The sequence below is a fragment of the Phytoamicus setariae genome (genome assembly GCF_016722925.1).
Taxonomy (GTDB): domain Bacteria; phylum Pseudomonadota; class Alphaproteobacteria; order Rhizobiales; family Rhizobiaceae; genus Rhizobium_E; species Rhizobium_E setariae.
In genome coordinates this window covers 86,786-112,446 of the sequence record NZ_JAEQNC010000007.1, presented here as the reverse complement: position 1 = coordinate 112,446, position 25,661 = coordinate 86,786, and the positions used below count along the sequence as shown (strand labels likewise).

The 25,661-nt window shown below is 59.5% G+C and carries 23 protein-coding genes and 1 riboswitch; of the genes, 14 read left to right on the top strand and 9 right to left on the bottom strand.

All coding sequences use genetic code 11. The features are described 5' to 3' along the window. Nucleotide 1 precedes the first annotated feature (1 nt). Together JJB09_RS14135 and JJB09_RS14130 are read left to right on the top strand one after the other, a co-directional pair. A complete protein-coding gene (locus JJB09_RS14135) occupies nt 2–1,153 on the top strand; it encodes an Acg family FMN-binding oxidoreductase (RefSeq protein WP_201659197.1) in 1,152 nt (383 codons plus the stop codon). Further along, entirely contained in the window at nt 1,150–1,602 is a 453-nt protein-coding gene (locus JJB09_RS14130; protein WP_201659195.1) for a MarR family winged helix-turn-helix transcriptional regulator, read from the top strand. The genes JJB09_RS14135 and JJB09_RS14130 overlap by 4 nt, the downstream gene beginning before the upstream one ends. Nucleotides 1,603–1,605: 3 nt before the next feature. Here the strand turns inward: JJB09_RS14130 and JJB09_RS14125 are convergent, their stop codons facing one another. The 8 genes from JJB09_RS14125 to JJB09_RS14090 all read right to left on the bottom strand — a co-directional run bounded on the left by JJB09_RS14125 (nt 1,606) and on the right by JJB09_RS14090 (nt 9,958). Beyond that, the gene (locus JJB09_RS14125; RefSeq protein WP_201659192.1) at nt 1,606–2,592 is read right to left on the bottom strand and encodes an aldo/keto reductase; all 987 of its coding nucleotides are present in this window, start codon (nt 2,590–2,592) and stop codon (nt 1,606–1,608) included. A gap of 62 nt (nt 2,593–2,654) precedes the next feature. Beyond that, the gene (locus JJB09_RS14120) at nt 2,655–2,975 is read right to left on the bottom strand and encodes an MmcQ/YjbR family DNA-binding protein (protein WP_201659189.1); all 321 of its coding nucleotides are present in this window, start codon (nt 2,973–2,975) and stop codon (nt 2,655–2,657) included. Nucleotides 2,976–3,047: 72 nt separating this feature from the next. Further along, complete coding sequence (locus JJB09_RS14115; RefSeq protein ID WP_201659186.1) at nt 3,048–4,658, bottom strand: ABC transporter ATP-binding protein; 1,611 nt, start codon at nt 4,656–4,658, stop codon at nt 3,048–3,050. 4 nt (nt 4,659–4,662) lie between these two features. Next, complete coding sequence (locus tag JJB09_RS14110; protein ID WP_201659184.1) at nt 4,663–5,505, bottom strand: ABC transporter permease; 843 nt, start codon at nt 5,503–5,505, stop codon at nt 4,663–4,665. A 13-nt stretch (nt 5,506–5,518) separates the two neighbouring features. After that, nucleotides 5,519–6,466 carry an ABC transporter permease gene (locus JJB09_RS14105; protein ID WP_201659181.1) on the bottom strand — a complete coding sequence of 316 codons (948 nt, stop codon included), beginning with the start codon at nt 6,464–6,466 and terminating at the stop codon, nt 5,519–5,521. Nucleotides 6,467–6,622: 156 nt separating this feature from the next. Then, nucleotides 6,623–8,221, bottom strand: a complete 1,599-nt coding sequence (locus tag JJB09_RS14100; RefSeq protein WP_201659178.1) for an ABC transporter substrate-binding protein — start codon at nt 8,219–8,221, stop codon at nt 6,623–6,625. Nucleotides 8,222–9,174: 953 nt separating this feature from the next. Continuing rightward, entirely contained in the window at nt 9,175–9,525 is a 351-nt protein-coding gene (locus JJB09_RS14095) for an ArsR/SmtB family transcription factor (RefSeq protein WP_201659175.1), read from the bottom strand. Beyond that, the gene (locus JJB09_RS14090; RefSeq protein ID WP_201659172.1) at nt 9,512–9,958 is read right to left on the bottom strand and encodes an SRPBCC family protein; all 447 of its coding nucleotides are present in this window, start codon (nt 9,956–9,958) and stop codon (nt 9,512–9,514) included. The genes JJB09_RS14095 and JJB09_RS14090 overlap by 14 nt, the downstream gene beginning before the upstream one ends. Nucleotides 9,959–10,121: 163 nt before the next feature. On the opposite strand from JJB09_RS14090, the gene JJB09_RS14085 reads away from it, so the two are divergent. From JJB09_RS14085 to JJB09_RS14045, 9 genes are all read left to right on the top strand, one after another. After that, nucleotides 10,122–11,573 carry a cobyric acid synthase gene (locus JJB09_RS14085; protein WP_201659169.1) on the top strand — a complete coding sequence of 484 codons (1,452 nt, stop codon included), beginning with the start codon at nt 10,122–10,124 and terminating at the stop codon, nt 11,571–11,573. 197 nt (nt 11,574–11,770) lie between these two features. Beyond that, nucleotides 11,771–13,375 carry a peptidoglycan-binding protein gene (locus JJB09_RS14080; protein WP_201659166.1) on the top strand — a complete coding sequence of 535 codons (1,605 nt, stop codon included), beginning with the start codon at nt 11,771–11,773 and terminating at the stop codon, nt 13,373–13,375. Between the two features lie 99 nt (nt 13,376–13,474). Beyond that, a riboswitch (cobalamin riboswitch) is annotated at nt 13,475–13,846 on the top strand. A 41-nt stretch (nt 13,847–13,887) separates the two neighbouring features. After that, entirely contained in the window at nt 13,888–14,067 is a 180-nt protein-coding gene (locus JJB09_RS14075) for a CbtB domain-containing protein (RefSeq protein WP_201659163.1), read from the top strand. A gap of 12 nt (nt 14,068–14,079) precedes the next feature. Next, nucleotides 14,080–14,808, top strand: a complete 729-nt coding sequence (locus JJB09_RS14070) for a CbtA family protein (RefSeq protein ID WP_201659160.1) — start codon at nt 14,080–14,082, stop codon at nt 14,806–14,808. Further along, complete coding sequence (cobU, locus tag JJB09_RS14065) at nt 14,808–15,326, top strand: bifunctional adenosylcobinamide kinase/adenosylcobinamide-phosphate guanylyltransferase (protein ID WP_201659157.1); 519 nt, start codon at nt 14,808–14,810, stop codon at nt 15,324–15,326. The genes JJB09_RS14070 and cobU overlap by 1 nt, the downstream gene beginning before the upstream one ends. 3 nt (nt 15,327–15,329) lie before the next feature. Further along, nucleotides 15,330–16,379 carry a cobalamin biosynthesis protein CobW gene (gene cobW, locus JJB09_RS14060; RefSeq protein ID WP_201659154.1) on the top strand — a complete coding sequence of 350 codons (1,050 nt, stop codon included), beginning with the start codon at nt 15,330–15,332 and terminating at the stop codon, nt 16,377–16,379. Between the two features lie 92 nt (nt 16,380–16,471). Next, nucleotides 16,472–20,365 (top strand): cobaltochelatase subunit CobN, encoded by a 3,894-nt coding sequence (cobN, locus tag JJB09_RS14055; protein WP_201659152.1) that lies wholly within the window; start codon nt 16,472–16,474, stop codon nt 20,363–20,365. Then, nucleotides 20,358–20,981, top strand: a complete 624-nt coding sequence (cobO, locus tag JJB09_RS14050) for a cob(I)yrinic acid a,c-diamide adenosyltransferase (protein WP_201659149.1) — start codon at nt 20,358–20,360, stop codon at nt 20,979–20,981. Before cobN ends, cobO begins: the two co-directional genes overlap by 8 nt. Before the next feature lie 176 nt (nt 20,982–21,157). Then, entirely contained in the window at nt 21,158–22,072 is a 915-nt protein-coding gene (locus tag JJB09_RS14045) for a class I SAM-dependent methyltransferase (RefSeq protein WP_201659146.1), read from the top strand. Between the two features lie 54 nt (nt 22,073–22,126). On the opposite strand, the gene JJB09_RS14040 is transcribed toward JJB09_RS14045, so the two are convergent. Beyond that, nucleotides 22,127–22,912, bottom strand: coding sequence for a TSUP family transporter (locus JJB09_RS14040; protein WP_201659144.1), 786 nt, complete (start codon nt 22,910–22,912; stop codon nt 22,127–22,129). Nucleotides 22,913–23,061: 149 nt separating this feature from the next. On the opposite strand from JJB09_RS14040, the gene JJB09_RS14035 reads away from it, so the two are divergent. From JJB09_RS14035 to JJB09_RS14025, 3 genes are all read left to right on the top strand, one after another. Then, entirely contained in the window at nt 23,062–23,970 is a 909-nt protein-coding gene (locus JJB09_RS14035) for a hypothetical protein (RefSeq protein WP_201659141.1), read from the top strand. Nucleotides 23,971–23,980: 10 nt separating this feature from the next. Continuing rightward, entirely contained in the window at nt 23,981–24,373 is a 393-nt protein-coding gene (locus tag JJB09_RS14030) for a cobalamin biosynthesis protein (protein ID WP_201659139.1), read from the top strand. 93 nt (nt 24,374–24,466) lie between these two features. Then, nucleotides 24,467–25,417, top strand: a complete 951-nt coding sequence (locus tag JJB09_RS14025) for a nucleoside hydrolase (protein ID WP_201659137.1) — start codon at nt 24,467–24,469, stop codon at nt 25,415–25,417. Nucleotides 25,418–25,661: the final 244 nt, after the last annotated feature.

The window sequence follows — 25,661 nt, the reverse complement described above, 5'->3', positions numbered from 1 at the left end:
TATGACTGGCAGGCGCAAATTTCTGACGATTCTGGGCGGTGGTACCATTCTTGCGGCCGGCGCCTTCGGGGGGTGGGTGGTCACGCGCGATCCCTCGGCCGCCCGGCAGCCCTGGGTGCAGGCGGGCCGCGAGACGGACGATGTCAGGTACAAGCTACTGTCCTATGCTATCCTGGCACCCAATCCGCACAACCGCCAGCCGTGGCTGGTTGATCTGTCTGTCAAGGACGAGATCACGCTCTATTGCCAGGCCGACAGGCGGCTGCCGCACACCGATCCGCATGATCGGCAAATCACTATTGGCCTCGGATGCTTCATCGAGCTGTTCTCGCTTGCCGCCTCACATGCGGGGATTTCGACCGACATAGTGCTGTTTCCCGAGGGAGAGGCATTTCCGCGACTGGATGACCGGCCGGTGGCGCATATCCGTCTTTCCAGGGCCGCGGCGGCTGCTGCGCCTGATCCGCTTTTCGCACAGGTTCTGCATCGGCGAACCAACCGTGCGCCGTTCGATGAGGCACGCCCGGTCGACGCCGCCGTTTTGGCTGGCATAGCCGCAGCAGCGATTTCGAGCACCACGGGTTTGGCTTTCGAACGGGCAGAGGTTGAGCGCTTGAGGCAACTCGCCTGGCACGCGATGCTGACGGAAACAACGACCTATGAGGCCGCAAAGGAAAGTGTCGATCTGCTTCGGATCGGCCGTGCCGAGATCGAGGCAAATCCCGATGGTATTTCCCTGGCCGGGCCGCTTCTCGAGGGACTGTCGATGACCGGCCTGCTCGACCGGTATGAAATGCTCGACACGAAATCCAGCGTCTTCGAACAGCAACTTGCGGCCCTCAAGATACCCTTCGACACGGCCATGGCATTCCTATGGGTTACGACGAAAGGAAACAGCCGCGCCGACCAGATCCGCGCGGGGCGCGACTATATCCGCATCAATCTCGCCGCCACGGCGGCCGGGGTCGGCATGCAGCCCTTCAGTCAGGCGCTGCAGGAATTTCCGGAGATGAAGCCCCATTATGCCGCAATGCGTGAGGCCCTGTCGATCGGAGATGGCGAGACGCTGCAAATGTTTGTAAGGCTTGGCTATGGCGAACCCCCGCGGCCAAGCCCACGCTGGCCCTATGAGACACGGATTCGGAAAGCATGACGAAAAAGGCCGATGATGTCGAAACTCTCTTTCGGTACTTTACCGAAATCGCCATCACGGCCCAGCTTTCGGGGCGCCTCTTCGAAAAGGTCATGCCTGATGGCATGACCATGGCGCAGTTCGGCATTCTCAATCACCTCAGCCGCGTCGGCAATGGCCAGACCCCGGTCGAAATCGCCCGCGCCATGCAGGTTACCAAGGGTACGATGACCAGCACGCTCGGGACGCTGGAGCGTGCCGGCTTCATCGAAACGAGGCCCGACGCTAGGGATGGACGCTCCAAGCGCATCGAGATTTCAAGTGCTGGCCGAGAGGCGGTGCGGGCGGCAATCGCTGCCGTCGAGCCGGAAGTCGCGTTTCTGGCGCGACAGGTCAATATCGACGATGTCGATGCCAGCCTGCCAATCGTCGAGAAACTGCGGAAGCTTCTCGACGAACGTCGGAACTGAAGCCTACCACCGCTGGTGAACGTGCGGCTTGACCTTGGCTTCGTAGATTTTGCGGATTTCGGCCATGACGTCGGCAGACAGGGGTGCCAGTACGGATGCTGCGGCATTGTCCTCAGCTTGCGTCTTGTTCTTGGCGCCGGGGATCGTCACGGTTACGGCATCCTGCATCAGGATCCAGCGCAGCGCGAACTGCGCCATGGTCGCACCACCAGGTACCAGCGGACGCAGCAGTTCCACCGCTTCGAGGCCGACCTCGTAGGGTACGCCCGAAAAAGTCTCGCCCATGTCGAAGGCTTCGCCGTGGCGGTTGAAGGCCCTGTGGTCGTCGGCGGCGAACTGGCTTTTGGCACTCATCTTGCCGGTCAGCATGCCGGAGGAGAGGGGCACGCGGATGATCGTTGCGACATTCTTCGCCTTGGCTTCGCGAAAGAACAGGTCGGCCGGGCGCTGGCGGAAGATGTTGTAGATGATCTGCACCGAGACGACGCCGGGAAACTCGAGCGCCTTCAGGCCTTCCTCGACCTTCTCGACCGAAACGCCGTAATAGCGGATCTTGCCTTTGGCGGTCAGGTCATCGAGGATGCCGAACACGTCGGGCCTATAATAGACTTCCGTCGGAGGGCAATGGAGCTGGACCAGGTCGAGCGTCTCGACGCCGAGATTGGTCAGCGAGCGGTCGATCCAGCTCTCGAGATTTTCCCTGGTGTAACCCTCCACCACCTGCGCAGGCAGGCGGCGGCCGGCCTTGGTGGCAACCATCGGGCGCATGCCGCTGCGTTCCTTCAGCACGTCGCGGATAATCTTTTCAGAGCGGCCGTCGCCATAGACGTCAGCCGTGTCGATGAATGTCATGCCGGCATCGAGCGCCTGGTGCACCGCGTTCTTCGCATCCGTTTCGGAGACATCGCCCCATGCGCCGCCGATGGCCCATGCGCCGAAACCGATTTCGGAAACCGCCCAAGGGGTGCGGCTGAATTGACGTAATTTCATCGCGGAATCTCCTGAATTTGTCGTCGCGAGAAATCTCAGGCACGCGTGTGAGTGTCAACGCTTCATCTATGCTTTTTGGGGAGAATTTCCCGATAAGTGCGCTCGAGCATTGTCGTGATTGTTTCCTGATCTGCCAGCGACAAGCGGATCAGCACCATCGGATAATCGCGATAGTGGTCGGTGTAGTAGTAAAGCTCGGGGCAGGCTTGGCAGAGCATCTCGCGTTCTTCGGGCGGCACACTCTTGATCAACAGGGAATCGCCGTCTTCCCGGAGGCGCGTCAGCAGCTTGCCATTCACCTTGAAGGAAGGCGTGCCATAGGAGGTCGATGCCTCGACATGCGGCCAGGACAAAAGCAGCGCGGAGAGTTCATCGAAGGTCATAGGCGCTTATAGCAGGGATCTGCCTCTCACCCTAGCCCTCTCCCCGTTCTGCGGCGAGAGGGCCTCGATGCCTCACAGCACCTTGCGCTTATCGAGCACCTCATCCAACCAGTCCGTGCGCATTTCCGGCACGGAGGAAATGAGCTTTTCCGTGTAGGGATGGAAAGGAGGTGCAAAAATGCTGGCAGTCGGGCCGTCGGCCACGACCTCGCCACGCAGCATAACCGTTGTTCGGTGGGCGATACGGCGGACGATGCCGAGATCGTGGGTGATAAACAGATAGGCAATACCAAGCTCATCCTGCAGCTTCTTCAGGAGCTTCAGGATATCTTCTGCCACAAGCTGGTCGAGCGCGGAGGTCGGCTCGTCGCAGATGATCAGCTCCGGATTGGCGGCAAGCGCGCGCGCGATGCAGATTCTCTGTTTCTGTCCGCCCGAAAGCGCCGTCGACAGTCGTCCGGCATAATCGACCGGCAGCCCCACTTGGGTCAGGAGCTCGGCAACGCGGGCCTTCACCTCCGCACCAGTCTTGTTAAAATAGAAGGCGTAGGGCCGGCCGATGATTTCTCCTATCGTCTGGCGCGGATTGAGCGCCACGTCAGGGAGCTGGTAGATCAACTGGATCTTGCGCAGTTCCTCCTTCGACCGGCTCTTGTAGGCCGGGCTCATTTCCTTGCCGCCAAATTTGACCGAGCCAGATGTGCGAGGCAGCAAGCCGACGATCAACCGGGCCAGCGAGCTCTTGCCCGAGCCGGATTCGCCGACGACCGCTACGGTTTCGCCCTTGGAGACATCGATCGAGACGTTCTTGAGGACGGTGAAGTCGCCGTATTTTCCAACGACATCATCAACCTTGAGCACGGTTGGGCCGCGCACCGGCTCTTCCGTGTCCTCGTCGATTTTGTCGGCAGCCTTGCGCTCGGACACCAGCGCCTTGGTGTAGTCGTTGGCCGGACGGATCAGGATCTGTTCGGTTCCCCCGAGTTCGATCATCTTGCCGCCGCGCAGCACCATGATGCGGTCGGCGACCTGCGCCACCACGGCTAGGTCGTGAGTAATATAGAGTGCGGCGGTGTTCAGTTCCTGGATCAGCTTCTTGATCAACGCCAGCACTTCGATCTGGGTTGTGACGTCGAGCGCGGTGGTCGGCTCGTCGAACACAAGAATGTCCGGGCGGCAGGAAATTGCCATGGCGGCCATCGCCCGCTGCAACTGCCCACCGGAAACCTGGTGTGGATACCGCTTGCCGAAGGTTTCCGGATTCGGCAGGCCGAGCGAGCGGAAAAGCTCGACTGCGGCCTTTTCTGCCTCGTCCTTTTTCATCAGCCCATGCTGGATCGGCATTTCGCAAACCTGCTCCATGATCGTATGGGCCGGGTTGAACGACGCCGCCGCCGACTGGGCGATGTAGGCGATGCGCTGGCCACGCATGTCGCGCCGGCCATCGGGCGAAAGATCGCGGACGGAGACGCCGTCGATTTCCACCGTGCCGCCGGTGATCTTGCAGCCGGCGCGGGCATAGACCATGGAAGACAGGCCAATCGTCGATTTTCCGGCGCCGCTCTCGCCGATGAGGCCGAGGACCTCACCGCGCTTTAGTTCTAGCGAGACGTTGTCGACGAGGACCAGGCCGTTGATGGATTCAACGCGCAGGTTGGTGATTTTCAGAATCGGTTGCGTCATTGGATCACATCTCCGCCGAGGCGCCCGACGGACGGGCATTGATGGACAGAATCCAGTCGACGACGAGATTGACGCCGATGGTCATCAGGGCGATCATCGACGCCGGCCAGAGCGGTGTCAGCTTGGGATCGAACGGGCTCATGATCGGCCTTGCATTGTCGCGCACCATGCTGCCCCAGTCCGCTTCCGGCGGCTGGATGCCGAGGCCGAGGAAGGAGAGCCCCGCGAGGAAGAGGAAGTTGAAGCAGAAGCGCAGGCCGAACTCCGAGATCATCGGCGGCAGCACATTGGGCAAAATCTCCCGGCGCATGATCCACCAGTTGCCTTCGCCGCGCAAACGCGCAGCCTCGACATATTCGAGAACGGCAACGTTCATCGATACTGCGCGGGCAAGTCGGAAGACGCGTGTGGAGTCAAGGACGGCAATGGTGACGATGATGGTGAACATCGACGAGCCGAACATCGACAGGATAATCAGCGCGAAGACCAACATCGGTATCGACAGCATGATGTCGACGAAGCGCGACAGGATGGTATCGACGGCAGGCCCGCCGATCGAGGCGAAGAGGCCGGCGCATGTGCCGATCAGAAAGGAGAGGATTGTCGCCAATAGTGCAACGCTAATCGTCGTCCGAGCGCCGTATATAATGCGGGAGAGCAAGTCACGGCCGATGTTGTCGGTACCGAGCCAGAACTGCATCGAGGGCGAAGCCCAGGTGTCGCCGACAACCTCGGCTTCGCTATAGGGGGCGATCCAGGGTGCGAAGAGTGCCATGATGATGAAGACGGCGACGATGGTCATGCCGATCCAGGCGGAGATCGTGGGTTTGCGTCCAAAGATTTTCATCTCTTGATCATCCTCACTTCGGTTGGCGCAGGCGCGGATTGACGAGAATGCTCAGGACGTCCGCAAGTGTATTGAGAAGAATGAAGGCCGAGGCGAATACCAGGCCGCAGGCCTGCACGACGGGCAGGTCGCGCTTGGTCACGCCATCGACCATGTATTGGCCGACACCCGGATAGACGAACACGACTTCGATGACGACGACGCCGACAATGAGGTAGGCGAGGTTGAGCGCGATGACGGCGATGATCGGCGCCGCAGCGTTCGGCAACGCGTGGTGGACGATGACCCGCGAGCGCGGTAGTCCCTTGAGGAAGGCCATTTCTATATAGGGTTGCGACATGATCGAGAGGACCGACGAGCGGGTCATTCGCAACATGTGGGCCGCGACCAGCATGGTCAGCGTCACGGCGGGGAGGGCCGCAACGTAGAGCCGCTGACCGAAGCTCATTGTCTGATAGACTGTCGCAAGCGACGGGAACCACTGGAGTATCACGGCGAAAATCAGGATCAGGATATAGGCGACAAAGAATTCCGGCACCGAGATGAAGGCCAGCGACATGATGTTGGAGACCTTGTCGGACCATCTTCCTTCGTTGATCGCGGAGAGAATGCCGAGGCCTACCGAAAGCGGCACGGCGATCGCCGCGGCAAAGCCCGCGAGGAACAGCGTGTTCTGGAACTTCGGCACAATTGTCTTGAGAATATCACGCTTGTTGGTGAGCGAATGGCCCAGATCACCATGCAGGACACCCCAGGCCCAGTCGAGGTATCGCAGGTAGGCCGGCCTATCCAGGCCCAGCTCGAGACGGAAAGCGGCTAGCGTTTCCGGGGTGGCACCCTGGCCGAGCACCGCGCTTGCCACGTCGCCTGGCAGGATTTCCGTGGCGGCGAAGATCAGCACGCTCACGGCGACGAGTGTTAACAATCCCAGGATAATCCGGGACACCAGCAGACGAAGCATCGAGCCGCCCCCTATTGTTATTGTTGGGCCATACCGAGTTGCCCCGATCCCGTTTCATGCGGCACGAGTAAACATCTTCCCCCTCGATTGCCGTATGGATGCCGAATTGAGGCTGGAAGGGCCGGCTTCATGCCGGCCCTTCCTTCTTGACGTGGATCAGGCGAACCAGGCCTTTTCGGCGAGGCGGTTGTCGTCGAGGTCGTAGCGCGCATGCGGCTTGACGCCCTGAACCTTCGGCGAATAGCCGTCGAGATAGTCGGTGATCGCAAAGCAGATCTGACCGCCGTCATCGGCAATCATTTCCTGGCACTTGAAGTAGATTTCCTTGCGCTTGGAGTCATCGAGTTCGACGCGGGCTTCCTTGACCAGCGCATCGAATTCCGGAACCCTCCAGTCGGAGTCGTTCCAGGACGAATCCGAACCGAACACTTCGGTGAAGTAGACGTCGGCGGTCAGGCGGCGGCCCCAATAAACCGCGCAGAAAGGAACCTTGAGCCAGACATTGTCCCAGTAGCCGTCGGCCGACACCTTGTTGACCGTAAGGTCAACGCCGGCTGCCTTGATGGATTCCTGGTAGATCTGGGCGCAGTCGACGGCTGAACCCCAGGCGCCTTCCGATGTCTGCAGTTCGATCTTGGTGCCAGGGGCGAGGCCGGCCTTCTTGAAGTGGAAGGCTGCCTTGTCGGGATCATAGGTCCGCTGCGGCATTTGTGTATTGTAATATGGGTTCAGCGGATCGAGCGTGTGGTCGTTACCCGGCGTCGCATAGCCGTTATAGACCTGCTTGATGATCTTTTCGCGGTCGATGCCCCACTTGAGTGCAAGACGCAGATCCTTGTTTGTGAACGGATCCATCGTCACGCGGGAAACGAAGCAGAAGCGGTTGCCGGTGCCCTTGGTACGGACGACGGCGAGGTTCGGGTCCTTCATCAGGACATCGACCGTGCGGGCGTCGAGGCGATTGACGGCATCGACCTGGCCGGACTGCAGAGCAGCCGTACGGGCGGCCGGGTCCTGGATGTTGAGGATTTCGACGCTGTCGAAGTTACCGCGGCCTGGCTTCCAGTAGTCACCACGGTTCTTGAAGACCAGACGGACGCCCGGCTCGAAGCTTTCCAGCGTGTAGGCTCCGGTGCCGATCGGCATTTCCCAGTCGGTGAAGTCCTTCGGCACGATGACGATATGGTAATCGCCGAGGATCGCCGGGAAGTCGGCGTTGCCGGACTTGAGCACGATGCTCACCTGGGTCGGCGAAAGCGCCTTGAGCTCGGCGATCTGCTCGAGGTTGCCCTTGGCAGGAGATTTCGTCTTGTCGCCACGATGCAGATTGATGGAGTAGATGACGTCGTCGGCGTCGAGTGTCTTGCCGTTGGAGAACTTGATGCCCTGGCGGACGTTGAACACCCAATCCTGGGCACCCGGCTGTACATCCCAGGTTTCGAACAGTTCGCCGGTCGGGTTGCCGTCGGCGTCGAACTCGACGAGATTGTTCATGATGCAGAGCGATGAGGCGATCATGACTGAATCGGAATAGGTGGTCGGGTCAAGCGAATCCGAAGCCGAGCCGCCTTCCATGCCGATGCGAAGCGTGCCGCCCTTCTTGGGTTCCGCAGCCTGGGCTTTTGAGAACATCGAGGATGCTGCAGGAATTGCAATACCGGTCGCGATGGCCAACTGCATAAAGTCGCGTCGCGACAGGCTGCCCTTGCGGGCAAGCTGTTCAGCTGCCTTCAGTTTGCTTTCAAACTCACTCATTGTAGTCTCCCTTGTTTTATTGCTTTGTTCCGCATGCCCAAGTTTTATTGTTCCCCAGGGCGTTTATTGGAAGATTTCACTTTCCGGACTCAGCGTCAACACTGCGAACATTACAAATGACTGCGCGCTTCGACGGCTAAATGCCGGCACGAACTCAGGAAGTCTGGCTGTAGGGGATGACGTGGCGACAGTCTGCGAAAAGGACGGCAGTTGATTGCAAATCACGCACTTGCTCGTGTCTCCCAGCTTGCGGGCGCTGCTTGGGCGCCGCCAAAGTCCTGTGCGCTCGTTTACCGCCCAGGTACCGCATGACTGATGTCGCGGATCCAGGGTCTATTAAACGGAGGCACTCAACAATTACTTCCCCGTGCCAAGGTGTTTTTTGTAATGCCCCAATTGAGGAACCCTGTCTCCATCAGCGGCGTCGAACCTTGTACGGCGCAAATCTACGAGTTCCGTCAAAGAAATCAACAGCCCAAAATGAGCAATAGCTAAATCAATGGGCATTTGACGCGAATTTGCTGATTTGGATGCGCGATTGCTGCCTATCGAGGGTAGATTTAATCAAATTTATGTTATTCATGATTGCAAACATCCGGGCCGTTTCAAACATATTTGCCAAAGTCAGGCACGAGTTGAGACCTTTTCTATCGCACCTGCGTCTTTGCGCCGTTTCCGGGCCAGCCATAAAAATAATTTGGATTTGCGATAAAAAAATCGAAATTCACTTCTGCTTAAGCTCTCGCTAACGGTCCGGTAAGATTGTGACGCTAATGGTTGACCTGCGGCGGGTGTTGAACCTGCAACTCCGGATCAGGTAATGCGTACCGGGGTGTGCGCATCGTCAGCGTTTCGACGATGCGGCCAGGCGTATTTGGCGAACCGTGCTATGCCCGGAGAGGGGCGGCACGGTTTTCGTCGTTTTTGGCGTTGAAGCAGACTCCGAAATCCAGTTACTCCTCCACGAAGGCCAGCAAGCGCACCCGCGCATCGCCCCACAGTTGCGCTACCTCTTCGAGGTAGCAACGGGCTGCGGCAATCGCCTTTGGTTGCAGAGTATACTGGCTCTCCCTGCCGATGCGGCTAACTGCCACCAGACCGGCATCTTCCAGCACCTTCAGGTGCTTGGTCACCGCCTGCCGAGTCAGGTTGGAGTCGACTGAAAGCCGTGCAATCGACTGACTGTCGCCGCCACTCAGTTTCCTCAGGAGCGACAGGCGGGTGCGATCTCCCAGCGCCGAGAAAACAAGCGCCGGATTGGGGGAGGAAACGGAGGCAAATGAATTCGTCTCAGGATTCGACATGTTTCTTGATGTTCTCGACCTGTATCGCCCAGCCTCCTTCGTTCATCCGGAATGCTTCGGGCATGCGATGGGCAGGGATGGCGTCGAAACCGGTTTCGGTGACTGTCAGTTTTGTGCCGGATGGGATGGGCTGCAGACGGAATTCCACCAGGGTGGGGATCTCGGTTGAATAGTCCACATGCGGATCGATGGCGTAGGGATGCCAGGTGAAGGAAAACAGCGTCGGCTCTTGCATCTCCTTGATCAGGACGCTCATCATCACATGTTCATAACCGGGATGGAGGATATAGCCGCGGGCGGGCCTGCCTTCTTCGAACGGTGTGGCGATGGCGACGCGGAACCACTCGCCGAATTCGCGGTGATCAGTCAGTGCCCGCCAGACGCGCTCGACGGGCGCTTTCAGATCGATGCTCTTTTCGATGGAGTTGGGCATATCCGCAACCTCCTCGGTTCATTTTTTTGTCGCATATCTGGCCCAAATCGCCAACCAGAAAGTTGCGGATCTATTTTGCGTCAGTGAACGGCGGCGCCAATGCTTGCTTCCAGCCTTGGCTAATGGCATGGGCTTGAAAATGTTTCGATGCGGAGGCGTGCGAGTGGCCAGGGCGATTATGCTGCAGGGAACCGGTTCGGATGTCGGCAAAACGGTGCTGGTCGCCGGTTTGTGCCGGCTTGCGGCCAATCGCGGACTGAAAGTCCGGCCATTCAAGCCGCAGAACATGTCCAACAATGCTGCAGTCAGCGATGATGGAGGCGAAATTGGCCGCGCCCAATGGCTGCAGGCGCTTGCAGCCCGCGTGCCGTCTTCCGTGCACATGAACCCGGTGCTGCTGAAGCCGCAGACGGACAATGGCAGCCAGATCGTTGTGCAAGGCAAAGTCTATGGGCAGGCCAAGGCGCGGGATTACCAGCGCCTTAAGCCGGAACTGATGGATCGGGTGCTGGAGAGCTTTGCAATCGTCAGCGACGGAGCCGATCTGGTTATCGTGGAGGGGGCCGGATCCCCCGGTGAGATCAATCTGCGCAAGGGCGACATCGCCAATATGGGGTTTGCGCGGGCGGCCAATGTGCCGGTCGTACTGGTCGGCGATATCGACAGGGGAGGTGTCATCGCTTCAGTTGCCGGCACACATCTGATCCTGCCGCCCGAAGACCGGGCGATGGTGACCGGATATATCATCAACAAGTTCCGCGGCGACGTTTCGCTGTTCGATGACGGTATTGCTGCCATCGGTGGCTTTACCGGCTGGCCCTGTTTCGGGGTTGTTCCCTGGCTTCGGGATGTCGCGCGTTTGCCTGCTGAGGATTCGGTTACTCTAGAGAAGTTCGCAAAAGGCGTGGCCGGCGCCTTGAAGGTCGCCGTCCCAGTAACGCCGCGCATCGCAAATTTTGACGATTTTGATGCCCTCGGCGCCGAGCCCGCCGTCGAGTTGGTTTTCGTTCGACCAGGCGAGCGGCTGCCGGTTGATGCCGGGCTGATTGTACTTGCCGGTTCGAAAGCGACGATTTCGGACCTGATGGCATTCCGGGAGCAGGGATGGGACCGCGATATCGCTGCACATGTGCGCAGGGGTGGGCAGGTCATCGGTATCTGTGGAGGCTACCAGATGCTCGGCAGGAAGATTTACGATCCGGATGGTCTTGAGGGCAGTGTTCGGGAAGCCGACGGGCTCGGCTTGCTCGATGTATCAACCTCCATGGCGCCGGAAAAAAGGCTTGCCAACTGCCCGGCGCATTCCATTCTCTATGATGTGCCGCTTGCCGGCTACGAGATCCATCTCGGCGAGACGGTCGGCATCGATTGCGCGCGCCCATACCTGACCATCGATGGAAGAGCGGATGGTGCGGTGTCGCCGGATGGGAAAATTGCCGGCACGTATCTCCATCGTTTGTTCGACAGCGACGCGTTCCGGCGTGCCTTGCTCGCCTCCTTTGGGATCGCCGGCGGCGACTTCGATTACCTTGCTGCGGTGGATCAGGCACTGGACGGAGTGGCGCAGGAACTCGAAGGGGTGCTGGACCCTGCGTGGCTAAACGGCTGCATGTGAGCTGCCGCAGTTATTGCTGCGTAACGCGGACGCGAAAGTCGATCCGTCGTCGAATAAAAAAGAAATCATATCCGTATTCTTTGACGAAAGCAGTAGAGGCTCAATTCGTGGAGCTTCTTATTTCAGCTAAAGTATGCACATTTGAATTCACGACATCTGTTCTGAAATGAATATTTCAGGCCAAACAGGGGAAAGAAATGAAACTGTCCAGGCATTTTAATACCTTGATGGCGTCTGCCGTCAGCCTTTCACTCGCGGCCTCGCCACTTGGCGTTACTGCCTCCTACGCCCAGACCGTGCGGGCTGCCGAGGCCCCGGGCGACACCGGCTGGCAGAAGGAATTCCAGATGTGGCGCGCCGCCTCCAAGGCTGGCACGGCTGCTGACTACGAGGCCTATATCAAGGCCTATCCGTCGGGCAAATTCGCCAGCGTTGCCCAAAAGCGCATCGACGATCTCAATGGCGTGAAGAGTGCCGGCGTTGAACAGTCCGACGCGACGGCGACCCAGTCCGTTGAGGCCGGCGATGCGGAAGCCGAGAAAATTCGCGATCTTGAAATGTGGCGTCAGGTCTCCAAGACCGGAACCAAGGCCGACTATGAGAAGTACCTGAAGGCGTTCCCCAAAGGAAAATTCGCGAAGGTTGCGAAGACCCGCATCGATACGATGATCGCCAAAGCTGAAGCCCCTGAGGTCAAGCCGCAGGTGGCTGACGCCCAGCAGGATGTAGTTGAGGATGATGCCGCTGATCAGCAGGCAACCTCAGTGCAGCCTGACGACACCGATGCGCAAATGGCGGATCAGGCCGGTCCGTCTGACGACGCGGCTGCGCAGGCCGCAGATGCAGCCCAGGCTGGAAACGTGCAGCAGGCTGGCAAGGCACAGACGCCCGCAGCCGGCAACTGGGAACAGGAATATGCGCTGTGGAAAGCTGCCTCTGACGGCAACACCGTCAAGGAATACGAAGCCTATCTCGGCATGTATCCCAACGGCAAGTTTTCAGCCATCGCCCAGGCGCGCATCGTCCAGCTCGCTGCTGCAGAGCAGCCGGTGGCCGATGTGGCGGAAGGCGACGAACAGCCTGCCGATCAGAACCAGCGTCTCAACCAGGTCGCTGAACAGCCCGAAGACCAGAACCGCATGGATCAGGCCCAGAGCGAACCGGTGGACCAGAATCAGGCCGCGCAGGACCAGTCCGATCAGATGGATGAGCCCACGGAAGGCCAGCAAATGGCGGCCAACCAGAGCGATGCTCAGGGCCAGGACGATATGGGGCAAAATACTCAGGCCCGAGACAACATTCAGTTCACCGAGGGGACGCCCGAAGCCGAGGAACAGTTGCTCGATCGCGAGCAGCGCCATGAAATCCAGGGGCGGCTGACGTCGCTTGGTTACGACACATTCGGTAGCGACGGGTCGTTCGGCCCAAACACCCGCACGGCGATCAGCAACTGGCAGCAGGAGAACGGCGCGCCAGTGAGCGGTTACCTCTCCGATGATCAGGTCGCGCAGATCCGTAAATTGTCCGAGGTAGCCTATGCCGAGTGGCTGAGCGCCCAGCCGCGCGTTGTCGAGCAGCCGGTGGTCGTTCGTCCACGCCGCGAGAAAGTCGTCGTGGTGGAGGAGCGTGATCCAGCTCTCGATGCGGCCATAGCCGTCGGCGTGCTCGGCGCTGTGGTCGGTGCCCACAAGTTCGGCAAGTTCAAGGTCGGCAAGGTCCGTCCCGGCAAGGTCAAGGTCATCGGAAAGTTCAACTTCGGCAAGGTGAAGAACGTCAATTGCCGCAAGAAGCGCCGCTGCTGATTGCGCGAGCTGATACAGCACCAGAAAACGGACCGCGATGCGGTCCGTTTTCGCATGTGGAGTGTCGCAAACGAGATTGACTTGCCATAGGGGAAAAACTAGACTCATCACATGTTTGGTTCCCAGCGGGCGCAAAGCCCAAGGGATCAAAAGGGAACGGGACGAATGGACCCATCTAGGGCATTCTTATCCCGGCCGACCCCGCGACTGTAGAGCGGAAGAGGCGATTCCGGGGACTGCGAGAAGGGTTTGCGAGCAAAGAGCATGGTGCTTTCGGCGCAAAGACTTCAAACGGTTTCAAAGCCACTGGAACGGCATTGCGGCAACACGGGCGGGACGCCTCCTTCTACGAATCGTCCCTTCGCGCAAAGCCGGAAGTTCCGGGAAGGCGAGGGGTCGCCGTCGCGGCGTAGCGAAAGCTGCGCTGCGGGAACCGTGAGCCAGGAGATCTGCCAGACAAAACCCGACGCGATTTGCGTCACTTTTTGTATTTTGCCAGCACGGAGGTTGTCATGGCTCAGGCTTCTATTTCTTCTACCAAGATCGTTTCGGTATCCGATCGTTTCACCGCAGGCATTCTTGCTCTGCTCGTCGGCTCGTTCCTGATCTTCGGTGCCGGTTTTGCGCATTCGAACGTGCTGCACGACACCGCGCATGACGTTCGTCACGCAAATGGCTTCCCCTGCCACTAAGGGGGTATCTCCATGGTTGTCAAATATCTCTTGGCTGCTTTGGTAGCCGGGCTGATTTCTGGTGGACTGGTGACAGTCGCCCAGCAGGCAAGAGTCGTTCCGCTCATTCTCGAAGCCGAGAAATACGAGAACGCGCCGGCAGAGGTTCATGAACACACATCCGGCCTGAATATCTCCTTTGCAACGAAGGCGATGGCGCACGAGACCTCCGCAGAGGCGGGCGCCGAGGACGAGGGCGGAATGCTGTTCGGCGTCAACCGCCTGACCGGCACCATCATGGCCAATGTCGTGACAGGATGCGGTTTTGCGCTCATTCTGCTCGCTGCGAGCCTGTTTACCGGCACTGCAGTGACCGTGGCAAACGGCGCGCTCTGGGGCGCGGCCGCGTGGCTGGCATTCCAGTTGCTGCCGTCCGTCGGCCTGCCGCCGGAACTGCCGGGCTTTCCGGCCGCCGAATTGTTCGACCGTCAGGTCTGGTGGTTCGGAACGGTGATTGCAACGGCAATCGGGCTCTACCTCATGGTTCTTCGTCCAGAAATATGGGCCAAGATCGGAGGTCTTGTTCTGATGCTCGTGCCACATGCGATCGGCGCGCCGCAACCGGCTGACATCACCAGCAACGTGCCTGCGGTGCTTGCCGCGGAATATGCTGTGGCAGCTCTCGCCACCGGCCTGTTCTTCTGGGTGGCGCTGGGCCTGCTGCTCGGCACGTTCAACGCCCGGTTTGCGAAGATGGCCTGATGACATCGCTGGGCGCAGTGCTCGTCCTAGGCGGGGCGCGCTCGGGGAAGTCTGCTTTTGCCGAGAGGCTGGTCACGGAGACTGGCCTCTCGCGTCATTACATTGCCACCGGCCGCGCATGGGATGAGGAGATGCAGGAACGCATCGCACATCATCGCGAGGATCGGGGCGATAGCTGGGTTACGCACGAGGAACCGCTCGATCTCATCTCGTGTTTGCAGGCGCTGGACAGCGAGAGCAATGCCGTCCTTGTCGATTGCCTGACGCTCTGGGTTACGAACCTGATGATGGACGACCGGGATGTTGCCACGGAGGCAAACCGGCTGGTCGATTGCGTCGGTAGCCTGAAGGCGCGCGTCGTTTTCGTTTCCAATGAAGTGGGCCTCGGCATCGTGCCGGAAAACAGGATGGCCCGCGAGTTTCGCGATCATGCCGGCCGCCTTCACCAGAAGGTTGCTGCGGTCGCGAACGAAGTTTATTTCATAGCGGCCGGGTTGCCGCTGAAGATGAAGGGTTAAAAAATGCAGAAGATTCCGGCCACCGTGATCACCGGCTTTCTCGGCGCGGGCAAGACGACGATGATCCGCAACATGCTGATGAACGCCGACGGCCGCAAGATCGCGCTGATCATCAACGAGTTCGGCGATCTTGGCGTCGATGGCGACGTGCTCAAGGGGTGCGGTGCCGAAGCCTGCACCGAAGACGATATTATCGAGCTCAACAACGGCTGCATCTGCTGCACGGTGGCCGACGATTTCATTCCGACGATGGAAAAGCTGCTGGCGCGCAAGGACCGTCCGGATCACATCATCATCGAGACGTCAGGCCTTGCCCTGCCGCAGCCGCTGGTCGCCGCCTTCAACTGGCCGGGCATCAAGACTGCGGTGACCGTCGATGGCGTGGTGACGGTTGTCGATAGCGCCGCCGTCGCTGCTGGCCGCTTCGCCGACGACCACGACGCGCTGCATGCCCAGCGCGCCGAAGACGAAGGCCTCGATCACGAAAGCCCGATCGAGGAATTGTTCGAGGATCAGCTGACCGCTGCCGACCTGATCGTGCTCAACAAAGCTGATCTGATCGACGAAGCGGCGCTGAAGTCGGTTCGCGAAATCGTCGCTGCCGCGACGGCCCGCAAGCCGCGGATGATTGAGGCGCGCAACGGCGATATCCCTGCGTCCGTGCTGCTCGGCCTTGGCGTCGGCACCGAAAGCGATATCGAGAACCGCAAGTCTCACCACGAACTCGAGCATGAGGGCGCCCCCCACGATCACGACCATGACGAATTCGAGAGCTTCGTGGTCGAGCTCGGGGCGCTGGCTGACGGCGCGGCCTTCATGGAAAGCCTGAAGCCGGTGATCGACAAGCACGATATCCTGCGTCTGAAGGGCTTTGCCGAGGTCAAGGGCAAGCCGATGCGTCTGGTAATCCAGGCTGTCGGCTCGCGCATCGATAGCTACTACGATCGCCCGTGGGCGGCAGGCGAGGCGCGTGGTACAAAGCTTGTGGTCATCGGCCTGCATGACGAGATGGACGACCAGGCGATCACCAGCGAGATCAAGGCACTCGGCTGAGCGGCTTGAATTGTGGTGTGTCCGGGGTCGCCATGGCATATTTCCGCGTGAGCTACATGGCTGATCGAGAACTTTAGACCGGACACATCCTAATGCATCTTCTCCTCGCCCAGAAAGGCACGATTTCCGACGGTGACGAGGCATTCGACCTCGGCCAGACGCCCGGCGACATTCTGTTTCTGTCGGCGGCCGATACGGAAATCGCCAGCATTGCCGTAGCCGCAAACAAGGCTGCTGCGTCGTGGCGCCTCGTCAATCTGGCGAGCATCAAGCATCCGATGTCGGTCGATATGTGGATCGACAAAACGGCCCGGCACGCTAAACTGGTCGTGCTCAGGGCACTTGGTGGCTACAGCTATTTTTCCTATCTCGTCGAGGCATTGAAAGCCGCAAGCGCTGCGCATGGTTTCAAGCTAGCGGTGCTGCCCGGTGACGACCGTCCCGACGCCGGACTTGAGCCCTGGTCGACACTCCCGGCGGACGATTGCACGGCGCTCTGGTCCTATCTGGTCGAGGGCGGCAGTGACAACGCGGCGCGCTTCGTTTCCTGCGGTGAAGCCTTGCTTTCCGGTGGAGCGAGACCCGAACCGGCCCAGAAGCTCGCCAAGGCGGGAATCTGGTGGCCGGGCAGGGGTGTGATATCGGAAGAGCAGTGGTTGTCGATTGCACCCCCCTCTGTCCCGCCGGACATCTCCCCCTCAAGGGGGGAGATCGACATGCTGCATGCTCTCGGTCCCAATCAGGCGGTGCAGGATCCCCCTCTTGCAGGGATGTTGTCGACGGTAGTCCCACATCCGTTCTCCCCCCTTGAGGGGGAAATGTCCGGCAGGACAGAGGGGGGTAAGCAACATGCGCTGGCCGTCATCACCTTCTATCGCGCGCTGGTTCAAAGTGGCCAGACGGAGCCTGTCGAAGCGCTGGTTCGCGCTCTGGAGAAGCAGGGCCTTCGAGTACTGCCGATCTTCGTCTCCAGTCTGAAGGATACCTACTCCGCCGATCTCGTTCGGGGGCTGTTTGCGGCGCATGCGCCCGATGTCGTCCTCAACACCACCAGTTTCGCCGTGGTGTCGCCCGGTGCGGAAAAGACCGGCACCGTGCTCGATGAGACGGGCGCGCAGGTGCTGCAGGTGGTGCTGTCCAGCGCCACGCGCGAAAGCTGGCTGGGATCTTCCATGGGGCTGTCGTCCCGCGATCTCGCCATGAATGTCGCACTGCCAGAAGTGGATGGCCGGGTTCTGTCGCGCGCCATATCGTTCAAGCGCGCAGCGGTGTTCGACGAACGCGCAGAGGTCAATATCGTTGCACCCGTGGCCGAGCTGGACAGGATCGAGTTTGTCGCAGATCTTGCCGCCCGCTGGGCCCGGCTGCGGCATCTCGAAAACAAGGACAAGCACGTTGCGCTGATCCTCGCCAACTATCCGAACCGCGATGGACGGCTTGGAAACGGCGTCGGCCTCGATACGCCGGCGGGTTCGCTGGAAGTGTTGAAGGCAATGCGCGCGGCCGGTTATGTCACCGGCGATCTGCCCGCCGATGGCGACGGCCTGATCAACCACCTGATGGCAGGGCCGACCAACGCGGCAACGGATGGCCGCGTCATTCGCGAGCGACTTTCGCTCAATCATTACAAGGCTTTCTTCGCAAAGCTTCCCATTCAGATTCAGGAAGAGGTGACCGCGCGCTGGGGCCTTCCCGAAAGCGACCCGTTCTTTATCGATGATGCGTTTGCGTTGCCGCTTGCCCGTTTCGGCAATGTGCTGACCGGAATTCAGCCGGCGCGCGGCTACAATATCGATCCCAAGGAAACCTATCATTCGCCGGATCTGGTGCCGCCGCATGGCTATTTCGCCTTCTACGCGTTCATCCGCGAGGCCTTCGGCGCCGATGCGGTGATCCACATGGGCAAGCACGGCAATATGGAATGGCTGCCGGGCAAGGCCATGGCGCTGTCAGCCGAATGCTACCCCGAGGCCGTGTTCGGGCCAATGCCGCATCTCTATCCGTTCATCGTCAACGATCCGGGTGAGGGCACTCAGGCCAAGCGCCGGTCGTCCGCCGTCATTATCGATCACCTGACGCCACCGCTGACGCGTGCCGAAAGCTACGGCTATCTCAGGGATCTGGAAACACTGGTGGACGAATACTATCAGGCCCAGGGCACCGATCCACGGCGGCTGGTGCTGCTCAAGAAGCAGATCCTCGAACTTGCCGGTGATTCCGGCCTGCGCCATGATGCAGGGCTTGAAGGTCTCGACGAAGACATGGCGCTGCAGAAGCTCGATGCCTGGCTTTGCGACCTCAAGGAAATGCAGATCCGCGACGGGCTGCATGTCTTCGGTGTCTCTCCCGAAGGCCGGCTGCTGACCGACCTGACGGTTGCGCTGGCGCGTGTTCCGCGCGGCACCGGCGAGGGCGGCGGGCAGAGCTTGCAGCGGGCGATTGCCAAGGATCTGCTACTCGCTCAGGATTTCGACCCGCTCGATTGCGACATGGCTGCGGCGTGGCAGGGATTGAAACCGGAGATCCTCTCCCGAGTCTCCGATGCTGCCTGGCGTACGAACGGCGATGCGGTCGAGCGCATAGAACTGCTGGCGTCGATGCTGGTGTCCGACGAGACCGCCTGTTCAGAGGATTGGCTTGAAACGCGCGCCGTCATGCATGCGGTCGAAACCCGGCTGAAACCCTCCATCACGGCCTGCGGAAATGCTGAAATCTCGGCATTGCTCACCGGTCTGTCTGGGCGGTTCGTAGCACCGGCTCCTTCGGGGGCGCCGACGCGAGGGCGGCCTGACGTGCTGCCCACAGGCAAGAATTTCTACTCGGTCGATACGCGCTCGGTGCCGACGCCGACGGCCTGGGAACTGGGTAAAAAGTCCGCGGAGTTGCTGGTCACGCGCTATGTACAGGATCACGGTGACTGGCCGACCTCTTTCGGCATCACCGCTTGGGGCACATCGAACATGCGCACCGGCGGCGACGACATCGCCCAGGCGCTGGCGCTGATTGGTGCCAAGCCGGTCTGGGACATGAGCTCTGCCCGCGTCACCGGTTACGAAATCATACCGATGGCGACGCTCGGAAGGCCAAGGGTCGATGTGACGCTGAGGATTTCCGGCTTTTTCCGAGATGCCTTTCCCGAACAGATTGCCCTGTTCGACCGGGCGGCAAGAGCTATCGGCGCGCTTGAAGAAGACGAGGCCGACAATCCGATTGCAGCGCGGATGAAGCGCGAAGCGATGTTGCTGGCGGCCGAAGGCGCTGCGGACGGGAAGGCAGCCCAGCGTGCGGGGCACCGCGTTTTCGGCTCGAAGCCTGGTTCCTATGGCGCAGGCCTGCAGGCGCTGATGGATGAAGGCGGTTGGGAAGACAAAGCTGCTCTCGCGGAGAGCTTTATGGAGTGGGGCAGCTACGCCTATGGAGCGGATGCGGACGGCGAGGAAGACAAGGAACTGTTCGCCAAGCGTTTGAAGTCGCTGCAGGCCGTCATTCAGAACCAGGACAACCGCGAGCACGACCTGCTCGATTCCGATGACTACTATCAGTTCGAGGGCGGCATGGCCGCAGCCGTGAGCCATCTCAAGGGTAGCCAGCCCTCGATCTATCACAATGATCATTCCCGGCCGGAAAAGCCGGTCATCCGTTCGCTTGAAGAGGAAATCTCGCGCGTCGTGCGCGGCCGGGTGGTCAACCCGAAGTGGATAGAGGGTGCCATGCGCCATGGCTACAAGGGAGCGGCCGAGATTGCCGCCACGGTCGATTTCATGTTCGCCTTTGCCGCGACGACCGGAACGGTGAAGGACCATCATTTCGAAGCGGCCTATCAGGCCTACCTCGTCGATGCGCGTGTCCGCGACTTTCTCGCGGAAAAGAACCCGGCTGCATTGAAAGAGCTTTCGGCGAAGCTGCTGGACGCGATCGACAGGACATTATGGGCGCCGAAGTCCAATTCGGCGCGGTATGAATTGGAGGAAATACGAAATGGCTGAAGAACAGACCGTTGCTCACGATGACGCTCGCCATGCCGAAAAGATGGCCAAGAAAAAGGCGGCGCGTGACAAGATCATGGCCACCAAAACAGGGGAAAAAGGCCTGATCATCATCCATACCGGCAAGGGCAAGGGCAAGTCGACGGCTGGCTTCGGGATGATTTTCCGCCACATCGCCCATGGAATGCCTTGCGCGGTCGTACAGTTCATCAAGGGTGCCATGGTGACCGGCGAACGGGAGCTGATCGAGAAGCATTTCTCCGATATCTGCGAATTCCACACGATGGGTGAGGGCTTCACCTGGGAAACCCAGGATCGTGCCCGGGATGTAGCAACCGCGCAGGCGGCCTGGGAAAAGGCCAAGGAACTGATTGTTTCGGGCAGGTCAATGGTTCTGCTCGACGAGATAAACATTGCACTGCGCTACGATTACCTGGACGTCAACGAAGTGATCGCGTTTCTCCAGGAGGAGAAGCCGCCAATGACGCATGTCGTCATGACAGGCAGGAACGCCAAGGACGAACTGATCGAGATCGCCGATCTTGTGACGGAGATGGAACTGATCAAGCACCCGTTTCGTTCCGGTATCAAAGGCCAGCAGGGCGTCGAGTTCTAGCATCTAGCAGAGTGAGCAAACAGGCTCGCCCGACCGTACACTTTATTGTAAGCTCCCTAAGCGCCTACCAGCAGTAGCTGAATCGTGGCGTCGGGGAGCGACATGCGTTTTCCGCATTTTGCACCCTGAAACGAATTAACCGGGTACGGGTTGCACCGAGCAAAGTGGATGGCGGAATGCAAAAAGTGCAATTCAATTTCCATACCGAGATGTTTCGACAGACAGAGCAGTTGGCAGTTGCTCGGGTGCGCCTTCAACAGACCATGCCCGATCGTCGGCTCAAGATCCTGTCGTTCGGAAGCTCGATTGGCGAGGAAATTGCAACACTTCGATTCATGTTCCCGGACCATGATGTCTACGGTTGCGAAATAGACGATCGGCTTCTGGATATCTGCCGCCGGTCGGTCGGAGCGCTTGCCACCATATTCAAGTCTTCCGTGGAGAACATTGCAGCACACGGCCCCTTCGATCTGATTGTCGCATCGGCGGTCTTGTGCCTCAACCCTACGCCATTGAATGCGGTGGAGCTCTTTCCGGTTTCCAGATTCGATGAACTGGTGGCAATGCTCGACGAAAGCCTGGTTCCCGGCGGCATATTTGTGATTACCAACGCTGCCTATCGCTTCACCGAAAGCCCGGTAGGCAAGAACTACGATACGGTTCGTGCCGATATTGTCAGCACGGCCGGCCATGTCGATGTGTTCACCCGGGCGGCGACACCATACCTGACGCAGATCACCTCGACAGGCAGCGTCGTCTATCAGAGGCATGGTGACTTCGTTCCGCGAGATGATGAGGATCTTGCCGACAGCGTCTTTGAAAAGCGGCTACCAAACGCGAAACCAGCCATTCGTGAACTGCGCCTGAGGCCGCCGCCGCAGGGATTGACTGTAATTACGCATCACAAGCGGCTGAATATCGACTGGGCCAAACGAAGAGTTCCCGACCGGTGTGTGGTCATCGAGTTCGACTACCAATTCTGCCGACTCGATAGAACGGGAGAATTCGGCTACGTGCAAACGATCAGCTGGACGTCGTTGGTCGGGGAGGGCGTTCACCGCCGCTTACCGACATGGCACCTGGTTCCATAAACGATGTGCCGCACCACGCGTCAGGCAGTCAACGTCCCGGCGATGCAGTCTGCTCTATAGACCGAACCACACACGGACCGGATTGGCGGGGTCCGAAAGCAGTTTTATCGCCAGAACGATACAACTGATCACGAGCAGCGGGCGGATCAGTCTCGCGCCTTTCTTCATGGCGAAGAGCGATCCGGCCTGCGCGCCGAGAAACTGGCCAGCGCCCATGATCAGGCCGATTTTCCAGTAGATTGCGCCGGAAAACGCAAAGACAGCGAAGGCGCCGATATTGGATGCGAAATTCAGCATTTTGGTGTGGGCCGTGGCCTTGAGCATGCCGTAGCCAGCCAGCGTGACAAAGGCGAGCATGAAGAAGGAGCCGGTTCCAGGACCGAACATTCCGTCATAAAAGCCGATGGCCGGCACCAGGGTCAGTCCGAACAGGAAGGGCGTCATTCTACGGTGCCGGTCGCTGTCGCTGAAGCTGGGTTTGAAGCCGAAATAGAGGGCAATGGCGATCAGCAGCAGGGGGAGCATGCCCTTGAGCACGTCGCCCGGAAGCCACGTCGTCATAGCCGCGCCTAAGGCGGCGCCGATCGCTGATGTGGCTGCCATCGGCAATTGGCTTTTGAGCGACACATGACCGCCGCGCGCATAGGCCAATGTCGCCGAGCCCGATCCGAACAGCGCCTGCAATTTGTTGGTCCCCAGGGTCTCTATCGGCGAAAAACCAGCCAGAAGCATTGCCGGCACTGTGATCATGCCGCCTCCGCCCGCAATCGAGTCGATGAAGCCGGCGGCGAATGCAGCAAAAAACAGAAGGGCGACAAGCTGGAAGGTGATGTCTGGCAAGGAGGGCTCGATTCAGTCTTGGTGCGATTATTGCAGACACTTGGTTGCCCTTCAAGGGTACGCAGGCGCCTTTGCTGACGCCGATCACCGCTTGACCCTTTTGAGCCCGAATGCGAAAGGTCGCCAACCAACGTAGAGTTCACGAACGCATGACGCGGAAAATCATTCTCCATTGCGGCGCGCCGAAAACCGGTTCGACCAGTTTCCAGCATCTCCTGTATGGCAATCACGACGCATTGATTGCGGCCGGCTTTTACTGCCCGGCCGTGTCGCGCAAGAAGCGGCCGGAGGACGACATTCGCTTGCTGCTTGGCGAGATCCTGCGGTCGGGCAACAGTAGCCCGGCCTTTATCGACCGGATCAGGACGGTGATCGAACGCCTCTACGCTGAAAGCGGGGCTCACACGCTGATCATTTCCAATGAGGGAATGCTCGGAAAGCCGTTCGCCAAAAAGTATCCGAAATTCTACCAGCGCGCCGAGGCACATGCCGAACGGATCTCCCATGCCTTGCGGGGTTACGATGTGGAGGCCCGTTTTGTCATTCGCGATTATTCCGGTTTTCTTCCGTCCTGGTTCGTTCAGCAGATCCGGATGGGCGCGAAATTTACAATGGAAGAGTTCCTTGAGGAGTATGATTTCTCAAGCATGACCTGGACGACTGCGGCCGATGCATTGCGTCGCAATTTCGATCCTGAAAAAGTCGGCATATACGATCATGCCGATCTGGTGAAGGATCCCTATGGCTTCCTTTGCGCGGTCTTTCCGGATGTTATGCAGGCGCTTGGTGAGAATGGACGCAAGCTGCCGAACAAGAACACATCCATAGGCGAAGGCATGGTGGATATGTACCGCCGCTGGAACCGTCTCGCGCATAAGATTACCTGGAATTATCGGTCCTGGCGGACGGTGCAGCACATCGGGCGCCGGTATGGGCTGTTGCCGTTCGAGAGGTTTTCAAATTCAGAGAAAGTACGATTGCCGAAGGACGTGGCCGCCGAATTGAAAGCGCGGTACGCAGCCGATCTCGAGGTCATACAGCCGCGCAGGGTCGGGTAGGACGACGCCCATGGCGCAGGGCCGTGCAACGTTCCATCTGGGTGTCGGGCTTTCCGAACGGGCGGATGCGGACGGCCTGATAGCCGGCGTCGAGCAGATGCTCGAAGCGGCCGGCATCACTGCGGCAGGACTGAAACTCGCGACCATCGAAACCCGCAAGGGGCACCCGGCGCTTGAAGCGCTTGCGGACCACTTCGGCACCTCGCCAGCCTACTTTTCTCCACAGGCGTTGGACGCCCAAACGTCACGACTTTTGAACCCGTCGGAAGAACTGTTCCTGCGTATCGGGTGCCATGGCGTGGCGGAAGCGGCCGCACTTGCATCCGCAGGGCGCCATGGTGTGCTTGTCGTCGGCAAGACGAAATGCGGCGGCGCAACGATTGCGCTGGCAAAATCCGAATGATTTTTTGACTGTCTGGTAAAAAGAGGTGGATATTTTTCTGCGGCTTTGCCAAACCTCGCCCTCGACCATCAGGGTCAGGTGAGGGAGCAAGGAATGCACAAGGTAATTTTTGACACCGATCCAGGCGTTGACGATGCCATGGCACTGCTGTTTCTGGTGCGCCATCCGGAGATCGATCTCGTTGGCATCACCACGACATTCGGCAATGCCTCCATCGAAACCACGACCCGCAATGCGCTTTACCTGAAGCAGCAGTGGGAGATCGATGCACCCGTCTCCAAGGGCTCGGGCGACAAGTATGCGGCCGGCGAAGAGATCCATCCATTTCCGAATCATATCCACGGGGATGACGGGCTGGGCAATATCGGCGTTCCCGACGTCGTCGACGTGCCGCTCGATCCGCGCACGGCACAGCAGTTCATCATCGAGACGGTCAAGGCCCATCCGGGTGAGATCACTCTCGTTGCCGTGGGGCGGATGACCAATCTCGCCAACGCCTTGAAGGAGGCGCCGGAGATTGCCGGTCTGGTCAAGGAAGTCGTCATCATGGGAGGGGCTTTCGACGTGCCGGGCAATGTGACGCCTGCCGCGGAAGCCAACATACACGGCGATGCGGCCGCAGCCGATGCGGTGATGACTGCGCCGTGGAAGGTGGTTGTCGTCGGTCTTGATGTCACGCTCAAGACGGCGATGTCTCGCGCCACGCTGGCAGCCCTCGCCGCAAAGGGCGGAGCGGCAATGCAGCTGCTCGACCGCGTTTCGCAATTCTATATCGACTTTTATGACGATGAGGTGACCGACAGCATGGTCGTCCACGACACATGCGCGTGTGTTTATGTGGTCGCGCGCGAGCTCTTCACCACCCGTTCCGGCTCGATCCGGGTGATGACCGACAGCGTCGGCGAGGGTAAGACCCTGCAGAAGCCGGACGGTATGCGCTTCGGCCCCAGCGTCTGGGACGGATTGCCGAGCCAGTTGGCTTGCGTCGATGTCGATGCGGAAAATGTCATGAAGCTGGTCGAGGAGACCTTGATCCGTCACTGACGGGATTGCCAACCTCGCTATTTGCATGTCGGCCGACCTGAAAAGGGTCGGCCGAAGCCGTTTTATGGTGGAGGAAATAACCTTCTGTCTTTCAATTGTTTAGCTTGATATCCTTTGGAAATGAATCCGCATGTTCGCGTTGTGGTTAACTGCGCCGGGCGCTCGGCTTTCGTCAGTGGATCAGTCAATGCCGTTTTGAGGCGATTTCGCCGGCAGCGCGCGGTTTAGCCTCTTTGGGAAACAT